General features: G+C 44.8%; 14 protein-coding genes and 1 pseudogene. 9 read left to right on the top strand and 6 right to left on the bottom strand.

Annotation, left to right across the window (positions count from 1 at the left end):
- Positions 1-742, bottom strand: a 742-nt coding sequence (locus QTO00_RS04980; protein ID WP_331423380.1) for a globin domain-containing protein, incomplete at its 3' end; no start/stop codon positions are given.
- Positions 743-974: 232 nt separating this feature from the next.
- Between QTO00_RS04980 and norR the strand changes: the two genes are divergently transcribed.
- From norR to QTO00_RS04945, 7 genes are all read left to right on the top strand, one after another.
- Positions 975-2,564 (top strand): nitric oxide reductase transcriptional regulator NorR, encoded by a 1,590-nt coding sequence (gene norR / locus QTO00_RS04975; protein WP_331423379.1) that lies wholly within the window; start codon positions 975-977, stop codon positions 2,562-2,564.
- Positions 2,565-2,673: 109 nt separating this feature from the next.
- The gene (locus tag QTO00_RS04970) at positions 2,674-3,033 is read left to right on the top strand and encodes a glutaredoxin family protein (protein WP_331423377.1); all 360 of its coding nucleotides are present in this window, start codon (positions 2,674-2,676) and stop codon (positions 3,031-3,033) included.
- Positions 3,034-3,053: 20 nt separating this feature from the next.
- Complete coding sequence (locus tag QTO00_RS04965) at positions 3,054-3,665, top strand: HAD family hydrolase (RefSeq protein WP_331423375.1); 612 nt, start codon at positions 3,054-3,056, stop codon at positions 3,663-3,665.
- A 178-nt stretch (positions 3,666-3,843) separates the two neighbouring features.
- Complete coding sequence (locus QTO00_RS04960; protein WP_331423373.1) at positions 3,844-5,181, top strand: MATE family efflux transporter; 1,338 nt, start codon at positions 3,844-3,846, stop codon at positions 5,179-5,181.
- 219 nt (positions 5,182-5,400) lie between these two features.
- Complete coding sequence (locus QTO00_RS04955; RefSeq protein ID WP_331423371.1) at positions 5,401-6,315, top strand: DMT family transporter; 915 nt, start codon at positions 5,401-5,403, stop codon at positions 6,313-6,315.
- A gap of 108 nt (positions 6,316-6,423) precedes the next feature.
- Positions 6,424-7,326 (top strand): DMT family transporter, encoded by a 903-nt coding sequence (locus QTO00_RS04950; protein WP_331423369.1) that lies wholly within the window; start codon positions 6,424-6,426, stop codon positions 7,324-7,326.
- A 39-nt stretch (positions 7,327-7,365) separates the two neighbouring features.
- Positions 7,366-7,965 (top strand): glutaredoxin domain-containing protein, encoded by a 600-nt coding sequence (locus QTO00_RS04945; protein WP_331423367.1) that lies wholly within the window; start codon positions 7,366-7,368, stop codon positions 7,963-7,965.
- Between the two features lie 115 nt (positions 7,966-8,080).
- Here the strand turns inward: QTO00_RS04945 and QTO00_RS04940 are convergent, their stop codons facing one another.
- The 3 genes from QTO00_RS04940 to QTO00_RS04930 all read right to left on the bottom strand — a co-directional run bounded on the left by QTO00_RS04940 (position 8,081) and on the right by QTO00_RS04930 (position 9,874).
- Positions 8,081-8,212: a hypothetical protein gene (locus tag QTO00_RS04940; protein ID WP_331423366.1), complete on the bottom strand. Its 132-nt coding sequence runs from the start codon at positions 8,210-8,212 to the stop codon at positions 8,081-8,083.
- Between the two features lie 81 nt (positions 8,213-8,293).
- On the bottom strand, positions 8,294-8,644 hold the full coding sequence (locus QTO00_RS04935; protein WP_331423365.1) for a hypothetical protein: 351 nt from the start codon (positions 8,642-8,644) through the stop codon (positions 8,294-8,296).
- A 51-nt stretch (positions 8,645-8,695) separates the two neighbouring features.
- Positions 8,696-9,874 carry a multidrug effflux MFS transporter gene (locus tag QTO00_RS04930; RefSeq protein WP_331423364.1) on the bottom strand — a complete coding sequence of 393 codons (1,179 nt, stop codon included), beginning with the start codon at positions 9,872-9,874 and terminating at the stop codon, positions 8,696-8,698.
- A gap of 119 nt (positions 9,875-9,993) precedes the next feature.
- On the opposite strand from QTO00_RS04930, the gene QTO00_RS04925 reads away from it, so the two are divergent.
- Positions 9,994-10,875: a LysR family transcriptional regulator gene (locus tag QTO00_RS04925; protein ID WP_331423363.1), complete on the top strand. Its 882-nt coding sequence runs from the start codon at positions 9,994-9,996 to the stop codon at positions 10,873-10,875.
- A 123-nt stretch (positions 10,876-10,998) separates the two neighbouring features.
- The gene (locus QTO00_RS04920; RefSeq protein WP_331423362.1) at positions 10,999-12,849 is read left to right on the top strand and encodes a sensor domain-containing phosphodiesterase; all 1,851 of its coding nucleotides are present in this window, start codon (positions 10,999-11,001) and stop codon (positions 12,847-12,849) included.
- Between the two features lie 18 nt (positions 12,850-12,867).
- On the opposite strand, the gene QTO00_RS04915 is transcribed toward QTO00_RS04920, so the two are convergent.
- Both QTO00_RS04915 and QTO00_RS04910 read right to left on the bottom strand, forming a co-directional pair.
- On the bottom strand, positions 12,868-13,359 hold the full coding sequence (locus tag QTO00_RS04915) for a hypothetical protein (protein WP_331423361.1): 492 nt from the start codon (positions 13,357-13,359) through the stop codon (positions 12,868-12,870).
- 29 nt (positions 13,360-13,388) lie between these two features.
- A pseudogene (locus QTO00_RS04910) lies at positions 13,389-13,661 on the bottom strand (nicotinate-nicotinamide nucleotide adenylyltransferase); the annotation flags it as partial.

The raw sequence follows: 13,661 nt of genomic DNA, 5'->3' as shown, positions 1-13,661 counted from the left end.
CTACATCGCCTTGGTTAACTTCATCATGTGAGAAATTTGATACAAGCCCCTTGTGTTCGCCTAATTCACGCTTAACTGAAATACGATAATCTTTGCCATTTGGCTTTTGCGACAACGAGTATTGGCGAATTTCGTTGTAATCACCTTGAGTTGGTTTTAGCTCAATACCAATGTACTGCCCTGGTTGATAGTCGAGTACCTCACCACCATCTTCTGGCGTCAGGATGAAGCTAGTCACCAACTCTGATTCTGGCTGTTTAGCGCTAACAATAAAACGACGCGCATTTTGCCATCCACCCACTGCTTGTTTGCGCTGTAAGTAGAGCTCACCTTCGCGGTCAATAAACACCTGCGCAAGGAACAAGTAAGCCGCTGTCCATGCCTCTTCCACCTCTGGGGTAAAGGCTTCTGAAGCAAGTTCTCGCAGAGTTTCAATTAAGTGATGACCAACAATTTGGTAGTGCTGTGCTTGAATGTTGAAGCTGGTGTGTTTATGGGCGATGTGCTCTACAGCAGACGTCAGCGCCTCTAGATTCTCGATATTCTTCGCGTATGCAGCAACGGCTTCAAACAGAGCAACACTTTGACGACCGGTTTTTTGGTGCGTCATATTAAAAATATCTTTGAGCTCCGGGTTGTGGTTGAACATTCTTTGGTAGAAATGCTCAGTCAACGCCGGGCCTGCCGACTCTAATAGTGGAATAGTGCTCTTAACGATGTCGATATGTTGGTTGTTAAGCATTGAGACTTTCTCCTCGGTGTTATTTTTTAGTATTTCTTCCCACTTAAGAGCATGAATCGTGCCAAACTAAACCAAAGCTAAATTCATGGTTTTATTACCATTTAAGCATCTCATCATGTCGTTATGACACAAACAACAAAGGTCATTTTGACTCTTTCATGTTGCAAGGCCGCACTCAGTGTGATTAATTTAGCGACACACCATTTAAGCCAGTCTAATTGTTGGTACATGTATGCAAGATATCTCTGTTTCAACCCTGATTGATATGACCATAGGTCTCGCCCGAGGAGACAATGATCAGGACCGATTTAATAACCTACTCGACGCTATTCGCAAGTCGATTCAGTGTGACAGCGTTGCGCTATTGTCTCTCCAAGGGGATACCTTAGTACCGCTGGCTATCCAAGGGTTAACCCGAGATACCCTAGGTCGCCGTTTCAAAATAGACGAACATCCGCGATTTGCCATCATATGTGAATCAAAAACTGCAGTAAGATTTGATGCCGATAGCGATTTACCTGATCCTTTTGACAACCTGTTGCTAGATTATGATGGTGACCTGCCTATGCATTCATGTATGGGCCTACCACTTTTTTATGCTGATAAGCTACTCGGTGTGCTCACGCTTGACAGTTTAACTCCAGGGGTGTTTGAGCAGTTTCCTACTCGTAGTCTAGATGCTTTATCAGCGATTGCCGCCTCGACGCTAAAAGTCGCCTTGACGGTGAGCCAATTAGAACAGCAAGCGAAACAGACCCAGCAACGCTTTGAAGAGCTCAATGAAGATGCTCTTGACCGTGATGGTGGCGATATAATAGGTGACAGTGCCGCGATGCAAGCGCTAAAAGCCGATATCGAAGTCGTCGCGCCATCAAACTTCAACATTCTTATTCATGGTGAGACTGGCGTTGGTAAAGAGCTAGTCGCAAGAAGCTTGCACCACTTGTCACCACGTAAGAAACAGCCGCTGGTTTATGTTAACTGTGCAGCAATCCCCGAAAACTTAGTCGAGAACGAACTGTTCGGCCACGTGAAAGGCGCGTTTACCGGAGCCGATAAATCACGCTTAGGTAAATTTGCCCTTGCTGACGGAGGTACACTGTTTCTAGACGAAATCGGCGAACTACCGCTTGCAGCCCAAAGTAAAATTCTTCGTGCACTGCAAAACAACGAAATACAACCTGTAGGTCAAGACAAGGTCGAAACGATAGATGTGCGCGTGTTAGCGGCAACAAACCGAGATTTGAAACAAGAAGTCACTGAAGGTCGTTTTCGTTCAGACCTCTATCACCGCTTAAGTGTTTATCCAATTACCGTCCCTGCTCTGCGTGAGCGAAATGGCGATATCGCATTGCTCGCTGGCTACTTCCTAGAACAAGCGAGACGCAAGCTAGGCCTAGTACAAATTAAACTCGGTAAAGACGCTCAGCAACTTCTATCGCGCTACAACTGGCCGGGGAATGTGCGAGAGCTTGAACACGTGATTAACCGAGCTGCCCTAAAAGCACGTGCGCGCGGCAAAAACGGCAAGCTAATTACAGTGTCTACCGAATACATTGGCGAATTGCAATCCATCATGGGTGGCAGTGAGCTTCCACTCTCTTCGACAAATAGTCCAACAATGGAGCCTGAAATTTCCCTTGGCTTACGCGAAGCAACAGAAGAGTATCAGCGCAAAATGATCGTCACAGCGATTACCGATGCAGAGTTCAACTGGGCTAAAGCTGCTCGATTACTAAAAACAGATCGGGCAAACCTAACGCGACTCGCGAAGCGTTTAGGCATAGAGATAACCAAAAAACATCAGCTAAAAGTAGGCTAACGTTTTACGATTCAATAATGATCACATCTCAGTTACAATGCGTAACGTAAATGTCACCTTTAAAGTACCTGTCATGTGCAGGTAATAAATAACTAAAAATAGGATTGTTATGAAGTTTATTCGTTGGTTTTTAGGCCGCGTTATCCTACTGCTCAACTTTGTTTTTTCACCAAAAGGCGTGAAGCGCTCACCAGAGGCTCAACAAGAAGTCGACGCAAAAGCTCAAAATCTCGCACTGTATCAATTTGATGCCTGCCCTTTCTGCGTAAAAGTGCGTCGAGCGATGAAGCGTCAATCTATAAGCTTTGATCTTCGTGATGCTAAAAATGATCAGGCTCACCGCGCAGAACTCGAGTCTGGTGGTGGTAAAGTGAAGGTACCTTGCCTAAGAATTGAAAAAGATGGCGACGTACAATGGATGTACGAGTCTTCTGATATTGTTGCGTACTTGGAGAAAGAGTTCGCTTAAACACACTAAAAGGATTGTCTATGTCGTATGTGCCATTGAACATCTCCAAGATCAAAGCGATTGTGTTTGATTTGGATAACACCTTGGTTAGCTCAGACATGGACTTCCATTGGCTAAGAGAGCAAGTTGGATGCCCTTCGGATAAAGACTTGCTCGTCTATGTCAAAGAGTTAGCGTGCGAACGAACCACAGAGAAAGCTAATGCGCTGATCCTTCAGCACGAACTTGACGATGCTCAAGCTTCACAGCCGATGCCAGGCTGCCACTCTCTGCTTGATTTTATTCACGCGAACCAACTGCAAACCGCAATCATTACTCGCAACTGTGTTCAAGCCTCCAAGCAAAAGGTGTCGCACAATAAGCTACGCATTCCGCGTATTATCACCCGCGAGCACTTTCCACCAAAACCCGCGCCCGATGCATTAGTTTCGCTGGCCAATGAATGGCGCTTACAACGAGATCAAGTGTTATATGTTGGTGATTACCTATACGACCTAGAAGCTGCGTTTAATGCCAACATGCCCTCTTGTCTTGTGACACACGGCAAGCCAACCGAGTTCTCTGCTCACGCCTCTTTGGTCGTGGATCATCTGTATGATTTAGAACGCGAATTTATTTCTGCTCTCGGTTAATGACATAGACAAGTTCCAACATGATGCTGCATCATTCTCGACTCAAGGTAACGTATTATTTACCAGTTAGGCTTGAATTTTCGCTGTTTCATAACGATATACTAGCAATTGATGCAAAAGCCTTGGCACATCACCTCGGTTTGCTTATCCCAACTCAACCGACGACCTAAGTTCTATTATGACTGCAAACACACAAGACACGGCCGCTTCACTGGGGCAACAGCTGTTCAAGATGACTTGGCCAATGCTGTTTGGCGTTTTATCCATCATGAGCTTTCAACTGGTGGACAGTGCGTTTATCGGTCAGCTCGGCATCCTCCCCTTGGCGGCGCAGGGTTTTACCCTACCGATTCAGATGATCATCATCGGCATACAAGTGGGTTTAGGCATCGCTACCACCGCTGTGATTGCCAAAGCGATAGGTGCCAATCAAATCAAATATGCTAAGCAGCTTGGTGGGCTAGTCATTGCAATGGGGAGTATTGGTGTCGCGGTATTTTCTGTCATTATCTACTTGCTTCGCGAGCCAATTCTAGCGCTACTGAGCGCACCTGATACGGTACTTCCGATCATTGATAGCTACTGGATATACTGGTTAGCTAGCGCTTGGGTGGGTGCGGTGCTCTACTTTCTCTATAGCGTCTGTCGAGCCAACGGTAACACTATGCTGCCAGGTACCATGATGATGATCACTAGCCTGCTCAACCTTGTTCTCGATCCAATCTTTATTTTTACCCTCGATTTAGGCATCAATGGCGCTGCGATCGCGACTATTCTCGCGTTTGGCATCGGCATTTTGGTCGTTGCGCCTAAGGTGAATAACAAGCAGTGGATGAGTTTCGACTGGAGCGATCTCAACGTTGTAAAGAGCGTTCGCTCGATTGGCAACATCATGGGTCCTGCGATGATCAGTCAATTGCTGCCTCCGCTCTCTTCTATGTTAGCAACAAAGCTACTGGCGAGTTACGGCACAGCTGCGGTTGCTGCATGGGCATTAGGCTCACGCTATGAATTCTTTGCGATAGTTTCTGTACTTGCACTTACTATGTCTATGCCACCTATGGTGGGCAAATTACTTGGCGGAAATAACTTAGCCGACATTCGCAAACTGGTTATTATTGCGTGTAAGTTTATCCTTGGCTTCCAAGTGCTAATCGCAGGATTAACTTTACTTACTTCACACGGGCTAGCCGCGTTGATGACTAGCGAAACTGAAGTCGAAACGATTTTGAACTATCACCTCATGGTTGTTCCGTTTAGCTTGGGGCCACTTGGCATCTGTATGTTGATGGTGTCGATATCTAACGCTCTGGGTGAGTCGTACACTGCTTTAACTATCTCTGCACTACGCCTATTTGCCTTCTTCTTACCTTGCTTATGGCTTGGGGCACATCTCGGTGGTATTCAAGGTCTATTCTGGGGTGCGTTTGGCGGGAACATTTTAGCGGGTATCTGTGCTTGGTCTATGTACCAAAGAGCACTAGGACAAATCGAAGCTAAACTCAAAGCGGTGTAATTTGTTGATTGCAATCTGCGGCATATATCGATAGTCTAAAAATTCATCACTCATTTATCTGTAGATTTCACAACAATTATGAAATTCATGTTTGCCTACCTTTGGCTCCTTCTCCCAAATGCCTGTAGCCGGTAGGTATTTCTATGTCTGGCTGCGAGAAACGTAGCCAGAATACCCCCTTTCTCGTAGCCCCACTCTCTTAGTAAGGACACGAGAACCATGACAGAAAAAGCGCAAACTCTTTCTACAAATACAGCCTCAATTTCACAATTCGGTGTTTTGCTTGCCTTAGCTGGCTGTGTTCTGTTTTCTGTAAAACCAGTTCTAATCAAAGTTGCCTACCAATACGGAGGCGACGCGACCTCAATCATGACACTACGTGCTTTCAGCTCACTGCCTCTGTATCTGATAACGTTTATCTACCTATGTCGCCAGCGAGAGAACCGCAATAGAGTCAGACAACATGGCTTCAAAGCAGCCTTAATCGGTGTCATGGGATACTACATGGCAAGCTTCCTCGATATCGCCTCTTTGGAATATATAACCGCTCAATTAGAACGCCTATTAATCTTCCTATTTCCAACCTTTGTGGTGCTAATTAGCTGGGTGCTATATAAGCAACGTCCAACCAAAACCGTACTGCTTTCTGCCTGTATTGGTTACTTGGGTATCAGTTCCATCGTTGCCCATGATTTCAAAACACTGGGGCAATCGGTGTTTGTTGGTAGTCTACTCGCCGTTGGCTCAGCATTGGTTTTCGCTTTCTACCTTGTGTGGAGTAAGCCATTGATCGACCAGTTAGGCAGTTCCCTATTTACCAGCATTGGTATGGGCAGCGCTGGTATCGCAATTCTGGTTCATTTATCCCTTAGTGGAGCTGATATCTCTACATGGAGTCTAGAACTAGTCACAACAGGTATATTGCTTGGCATTTTCTGCACCGTCCTTCCATCTTACTTAGTTGCTGCGGCAATGGCTCGGCTTACCCCAACAACACTGAGTTTAACCAGTAATGTGGGACCTGCCATCACTGCCGGACTAGCGGTCGTTGTACTCGACGAAGTATTTACGCTTTGGCATGCGCTTGGGCTAGTGCTGGTTATTGCGTCTGTCTACACCCTAAACAAGAAGTAACTAGCCTACCTTATGCTGAATCATTCGAATGATATGTACATTACTCAGGTGACCTGAGTGAAATAACATCGTATGATTCAGCCTATCTATTATTCAGACACTGATTTCATGAGCACCCAAAACCATCACCCACTCCAAGGCGCAAGTTGGATGCTAAGTGCAGGACTAGCATTTGCGATCGTCAACAGCTTAGTTCAAGTCGCTAGTATCAATTATGGTCTGCCCTCAACGACGGTTGCCGTTGTTCAATACGCTATCGCACTGGTAGTTATCCTGCCCTACTTGAGAACGCTAGGTATCAGACAGTCACTGCGTACCAACAACCTTACCCTGCACATTCTACGTGTGTTTTTAGCGGTGATAGGCATCCAACTCTGGCTTTGGGCACTCGCTTATCCTGTCCCGATTTGGCAAGGCATAGCACTACTAATGACCTCGCCACTGTTTGCGACCGTCGGCTCTGGGTTGTTTCTCAAAGAAAAAGTGGGATTTGCACGCTGGGGAGCGACCCTAACAGGCTTTATTGGCGCTATGATTATTCTCGAGCCATGGGCGGATGATTTTAGCTGGGCGACTCTGCTTCCTATTGGCGCTGCATTTTTTTGGGCTTGCTATTCATTGATGGTTAAAAAGCTCTCTGCGCAAGACTCACCTTCCACCATGGTGGTTTACTTACTGATATTAATCACCCCTTTTAATATACTGCTCGCCCTACCTGACTGGCAGTTACCGACAGGGAACACGCTTTGGTTACTACTTGTTGCTGCAGGCGCCATGACGGCACTGGCACAGTGGGCGATTGTTAAAGCATATTCGGTGGCAGATGCGTCATTCGTACAACCCTTCGATCACGCTAAGCTTCCACTTAATGTACTCGCTGGTTGGATGGTGTTCGGCTGGGTTCCTCCCGGTCGGCTCTGGCTTGGTGCAGCCATAATCATTGCTTCAGTAGCCTTTATTACTCAGTGGGAAGCAAAAAAGCCAAAGCAGTTGAAAGAAATTCCAAGCTAGATCGTTCTAATTAGTCATAGCTTTAAACGGAGAACCTCTATGACGAAACCAATCAAGTTAACCCTGTATCGTTGGGCGGGCAGTTGGGGCCCTTTCAAGGTCAATATCCCTTGTGGTGAGTGTACACTGACCAAAGATATTCTAAACGATACATTTGAGAACGAACTTGCTGGCGTACCAGTCGAGCTCGAAGTCAAAGATTGGTTGTCTCATTGGTGGGAGCCATTAAAAGTCGGCGCGTGGCACGCACCTATTTTGATGGTCGAAGGTAAAGTGGTTAGCCAAGGTGAGGCACTAAACCGGGGGGTTTTAGTTCAATCAGTGATTCAAGAGTGGACTAAACGCGATACCCTTAAAGGTAATATTGTTTACGGCAAGGCCACCTGCCCTTATTGCGTGAAAGCGAAAAAGATTCTCGACGACGCTGGCATTGAATATCAATACTACGATGTGGTGAAAGACAGCGCTGCGCTCTATCGGATGATTCCAGAGGTTAAAGCCCATATTGGTGAAAAGACCCCAGTGACGGTGCCTCAAATCTGGTTGGATGGTCACTACATTGGTGGTGCTGATAACCTTTCCACTTGGATTGTCGACAAAGGCCTCAGCACAGTGCCCGACAACGTAGTGTCTCTGTAACATAAGCATAATGCCTGCATACAACAAAGCCCCCGTTATGGGTGCTTTGTTTTAGCTAGCTGAGCTAAATTACAACGAGCTCATCAACTAGCCAAGTTCCATTTTTATCTAACGCTTATGCAATTTTCTTCATCAAGCGTTTGAACAAAGACGTTTTCTTCGCTTTAGGCTTACCGTAGAGAGCTTCTTGCATCGCTTGCTTAGCAAGCATGTTAGCGATAAAGACATTGCTAAAATCGTGATTCATAGTTATACACCCCTTCAATCAGGAGTGTGATTTTAATCACAATTTAAATAAAAACAAGACATAAATCACATAATTTCAAAATTAGCTGCGCTTTGGCTGCTGGTAAGTTTTCCCTGCTACTTGATAAGTGTCTTTGCGCTTCACATCAAACATAACATCAAAGAACCATGCAACAAAACGGATCACATCATCACCTTCATCCATTACATGCTCTACGAACTCTTGTTCTTCACCCTGCTCATTAGTTTGAACCGTTACGTGATAGATACGTTTTGCACCATCCACCTCAGCAAGCGCAAACTGTCCACTTAGGGATTGCGCAGCTTGTGCAACTTCTTGCTCTTCACTCGCTTTTAATACTTCTAGCGCTTGTGGCAGGCTCTCTTTCTCGCATAGCAGTGCCACTAACGTTTCAAAATCTTTAAGTTCCATTGATTTGGTCTCTAAATATAAATTTGCGGGCATTGTATACCCAACACAAGATCAAGCAAACTTTTGCTGTATGACAAGAACCTTTCTCGAAGAGAATAGTACCAACCCCATGATTGTAGCTGAAACTAAATAGAGCACTCCGGTGCTGATCTGGCTGTGTACCCAGTGCTCAACCAAATAGCCGCCAAATAAGCCCGCTAAACACATTTGAATCGAACCTGACAACGCAGATACCGAACCAGCCTGCCTTTTGTGCGGTGCTAGTAACATACTAATTGAAAGTGGTGTCGTTAGCCCTTGCGCAATCGTCAATAGAGTAAACGCCGCCACAAGGTTAAATAACGTCCCTTCACAGACCAATAACCACAATCCGGCAGCCGTCAAGATTGTGATAGCTATTGCCAAAATCTGCCTAATAGACAAACAGCGGTTCAAAACGGTTAGAATAAAGCTGCCCATCATCAAACCCGCTGAGGGAATAATCATTACTGAGCCATACTCAGCCGCGCTCAAACCAAGCTGATGCTGCAATATAAACGGCAATACGGATAACGAAACAACACTGGTCAAATAGGTTATCCAGTTATAACTTGCACTAGAAATAACCTGCATGTTAATCAGTAACGAAGCGTAGTTTTTAACCACACCGATTGGGTGAAAATGCGTCTTTGTATAGGTCATCGTTTCCGGCAATACAAAGTAACCTAAGATGAAGATCGCAACCAGATAAAGAAGAACGCAGATAAACACGGCTTCCCATCCAAAAGAGAAAGCAATCCATCCGCCCATGACGGGAGCGATAATTGGCATGATTGAAGCAGTGATAGAGATGTACGACAGCGCTTTTGTTAGCTGAGCTCCTTCATAACTGTCACGCAGCACACTGCGACCAAGCACTGAGGCACTGCCTGCACCAAGCCCTTGCAAAAAACGTCCGATAATTAATACCGTGATGTTGTCGGTGAAAGCGACACATAGCAGCGTTGCAGCAAGATAGACCCCTTGACCAAGGATAAACACCGGGCGTCGACCAATCGCATCAGACAGCGGACCATAAAACAGCTGAGATAAACCAAAAGCAACCAGAAACGCCGTTACTACCAACTGTACATCTGCTTGAGACACATCGAGAGTACTGCTGATCATAGGCAAAGATGGCAGGTAAATACTCACGCCAACTTGCCCTGTCGCGATAATCATCATTGCAAGTAAAATCGGTGTCTTCTTCATGGGATCTCATAGAGAGTGGAATTTGGCTCTGCCTACCAGTTTAAATTAGCCACAATTCAATGATAATATGCCGATATGGAAAGTGATTAATTCCAAATCGGAAATTATAAGGCGTTATTATGGATTGGATTCAAAGCGTTCAGAGTTATATTCGTGTGGTTGACCATGGTAGCTTCAAAGGAGCCGCAAGCGCACTCAACACCACTAGCTCAGCAATCAGTAAGCGAATTCACTGGCTTGAAGAGCGAATTGGGGTGCAGCTTTTAAAACGAACGACTCGTTCTGTCACCCAAACAGAAGCAGGAGCGCTCTTCTATGAGAGAGCAAAGGTACAAATGGATGGTTGGCAGTCGATTGTTGATGAAACCCGTTCTGTTTCGCAAACACCAGCGGGTTTGCTCAAAATAGGTGCGACGCTCGCGGTTGGATCTAAGTTTTTAGTTCAATACCTCAACGACTTTTTACAGATGTATCCGGATATTCGAATTCAACTGATCACAACGACGCCAGGCCAGTTACCCACCTTAAGCTTTGATTTATTTATTAGTCGAGAGATTGAACAACTCAATTCTCTTAGTTACAAGGCCACGCCTCTTTTCGAGCATAGGGCTGGCTTTTACGCATCCCCAAGCTACATAGAACAATTTGGTGAACCGCGACACTTTAGTGAACTCCCTGATCACAACATGCTGGTGTGGGGAGAAAGAACCCAGCGAGAAATCTCACTCACTAACGGACACAAAATCGTTCTAAGCGGTAATCTCGCCACCTCAAACCCAGAAGCACTGTTTTATGCTGCTAAAAGTGGTATGGGGCTTCTCCTGACTAACGATGTAATGATCAAAGATGACCTCAAACAAGGGGCGTTACAACGAATCTTACCTGATATCACGGCGGACGAAGCCACTGTCTATGCCTACTATCCAAAACTAGACTATCAGCATACTCGTACGAAACTATTTCTTGATTACCTCAAAAACCGTCTAGCCAATCAAGACTAATATGGATACAGAATGGCAACGCTATATATGCCATTTGCAATTATATGAGACCTGTACCATATTTAATGTGTAACAAATCATAATATTAAGTGATATAAATCACGATAACAGTGAGTTACCCCTATGGTTAGGACAACGTCAGTACAGCACTCGTTAAGTGTCGAGACGATTAATGACACTTTGAGCTTAGATGGGTTGGAACTACTCAACAAAACGACCTTTGAGCTTCAGCAGTACTCTAATTCGTTTTGTACATGCATCATCGAACTCGATCAGTTTACGAATCGCTCTACCCTTCTTGCATCAGCTAGTGGAGAAAAATTGCAACGCGATGACTACTTTGCGCCATTGACAAACAGTATTTGTAGATTTGTAACCAAGTCTAATCAAGATTACATTTTGTGTAGCTCTAAAGCGGTTGAAGAACTGCCCAACGAGCAATACATCACCGAACATGGTATCAAAGCTTATTTAGCCATTCCGCTGAAAACAGCCAATGGAGAGGTGCTAGGTTTACTGCTATCTACCTATACCCACAACATAGGAAGTGAGGAAGAGCAACTGATCTATTTCCACAAGCTGTTTGCCAATATCGTTACCCATAACCTTAAATCCAAGTGGCTAACTGCACGATCTGAAACCTTAGTTGACCAGCTCAGCTACGAAGTTTCTCATGACAATCTAACGGGCTTACTCAATCGCAGCTATCTATCCGATAAACTTGAACGACTGTCAGAATCGCCAAACATTCCTTTTACACTCGCGTACTTAGATATTGATAATTTTAAAGCGATCAATGATTTATACGGTAACTATATTGGTGACCAGATCATTAAGTTCGTCGCCAATACCATTAAAGAAACCATTAAAGATGAGCAATTCGCCTTCCGTATTGCCGGTGACGAATTTGCCTTTATCACCCATGCTGGTGACCCATTTAAAATCTGCTATTCCATCATCCAGAACTTAGAGAAAGGCTACCAAGACCCAGCACATCGGATTAAATTCACTACCAGTATTGGTTTGGCGAAGAACGCGAACCAAAACTTGTCCGCCGACCAGATCATTTTAAATGCCAGCTTGGCTCTGAAAGATTGTAAGCAATCTCGTCACGTAAAAGTTCAATGCTACGACACCCACTTGAGCGCACAGTATTACCGTCGTGCTTTAATTATCGATGCACTAAGAACCGAGCTGGCAAAAGAGTCGATGATCGACAGTGAACTATATGTTGTAGTTCAGCCTATAGTCGATAAGGCTAGCAACCAATGGAATTACTTTGAAATTCTTGCTCGATGGAAAAGTCATGCCTTAGGCAACATTTCTCCGTTGGAATTTATCGAAGCTGCAGAGCAATCTGGCTTGATCGTTGAACTGGGTGAACGCATCGTCGAATTGGCATGTAAAGCCAAAGCCGCTCTAGAAAAAGGCTTAGGACACAGCATTCGTCTCAGCCTAAACTGCTCTGCCAATGAGTTGAATAACTCTAGCCGCTACGTCCAGCATTTAATCAATACCACGACCAATTATGGCTTTAAACCTGAAGAGTTTACGATCGAACTCACCGAAACCGTCCTGCTTTCACAAACGGAACAAGTTAAAAAAATCCTCAATAAACTGCGTTTCTTGGGCTTTCAGGTTGCTCTCGATGACTTCGGTACTGGTTACTCTAGTTTAAACTACATCCACAGCTATCCTATCGATTGCATTAAAATTGATGCAACCTTCATTAAAAATATGGACATCAATGAAACGGCGGAGCGGGTGGTTTGGCTTATTGTACAGTTGGCAAAACAACTTGAAGTATCGCTTGTTGCCGAAGGGGTCGAAGATCAGAAAGCGTTGGAAAAACTGTATGATATGGGGTGTAGCCAGATCCAAGGTTACTACTTTTCTAAGCCAGATACGCCGAAAAACATTATTCAACAGTGCTTAGAACGTCAAGAGCAACAAAAGCAGGTATCCAATGGATGAGTGAGCTATCGGTGCTAGTTAGAACGGCAATTCCAATTGCACTAAAAAATCGCCGTCATATTGTTGATGCCAGCGATAATCAAAGCGCATGCGTGGCATTCCAGATTCCATATCACCGAAGCCTAGACTGAGCTGTAAGCCATGACTACGGATCCAATGCTTAGTATCCATATCGCGCAGTTGTTCTTCCAAATCCTCAGGCACCCATACCCCAACACCAAAGTGATTATATTCCGCACTATTTGATATGATGGGGTTGCCCTCTTCGCCATTAAGCCAATGTGACCAATAAGAGTTTTGTTCACTCTTTTCATCAGTAGATAGGGCTAGCGCTGTTGATTCGTCAAAGACGTTGGATTCTTCTAAATCAAAGCCTGCGGTACAGGAAATATCAGTACTATTCGACATTAGAGAGGATAAAGAGTCCTCAAGCGAGATAGGGTCACAAGCCACAGCCAGAGGCGAGCTAAGCGTTACCACCAAAACACAAACTTTTGCAAAACCACGCATTGTTGCCCCCTTAGGATAAAAACCTAGTGTCAATAATACGTTTTTTCATGCAATTTGTGACCCACTTTTTGTGTTACAAGGTGAGAAATCTCTTCTTTCGCTTGCAGAGCTTTACGAATATCAGTGCTTCTGATTTGCACCTTTTCAGGGCAACACAGAACTGACCAACGACTAAGTATTTGATCTGATTTATAGAATTTAGCAAAGTTGAGTAAATTGTCTGGTCCTATAACAAAAGTCAGTTGGCTATCAGGGAATTGCTGCTCCAGCGCTTCCAATACCGCAAAAGTCGTAACGCTGGA

The sequence above is a fragment of the Vibrio sp. M260118 genome, from assembly GCF_036533755.1.
Lineage (GTDB): Bacteria > Pseudomonadota > Gammaproteobacteria > Enterobacterales > Vibrionaceae > Vibrio.
Note: the sequence above shows the minus strand (reverse complement) of the source record. Positions and strands in the feature narration are given on the sequence as shown.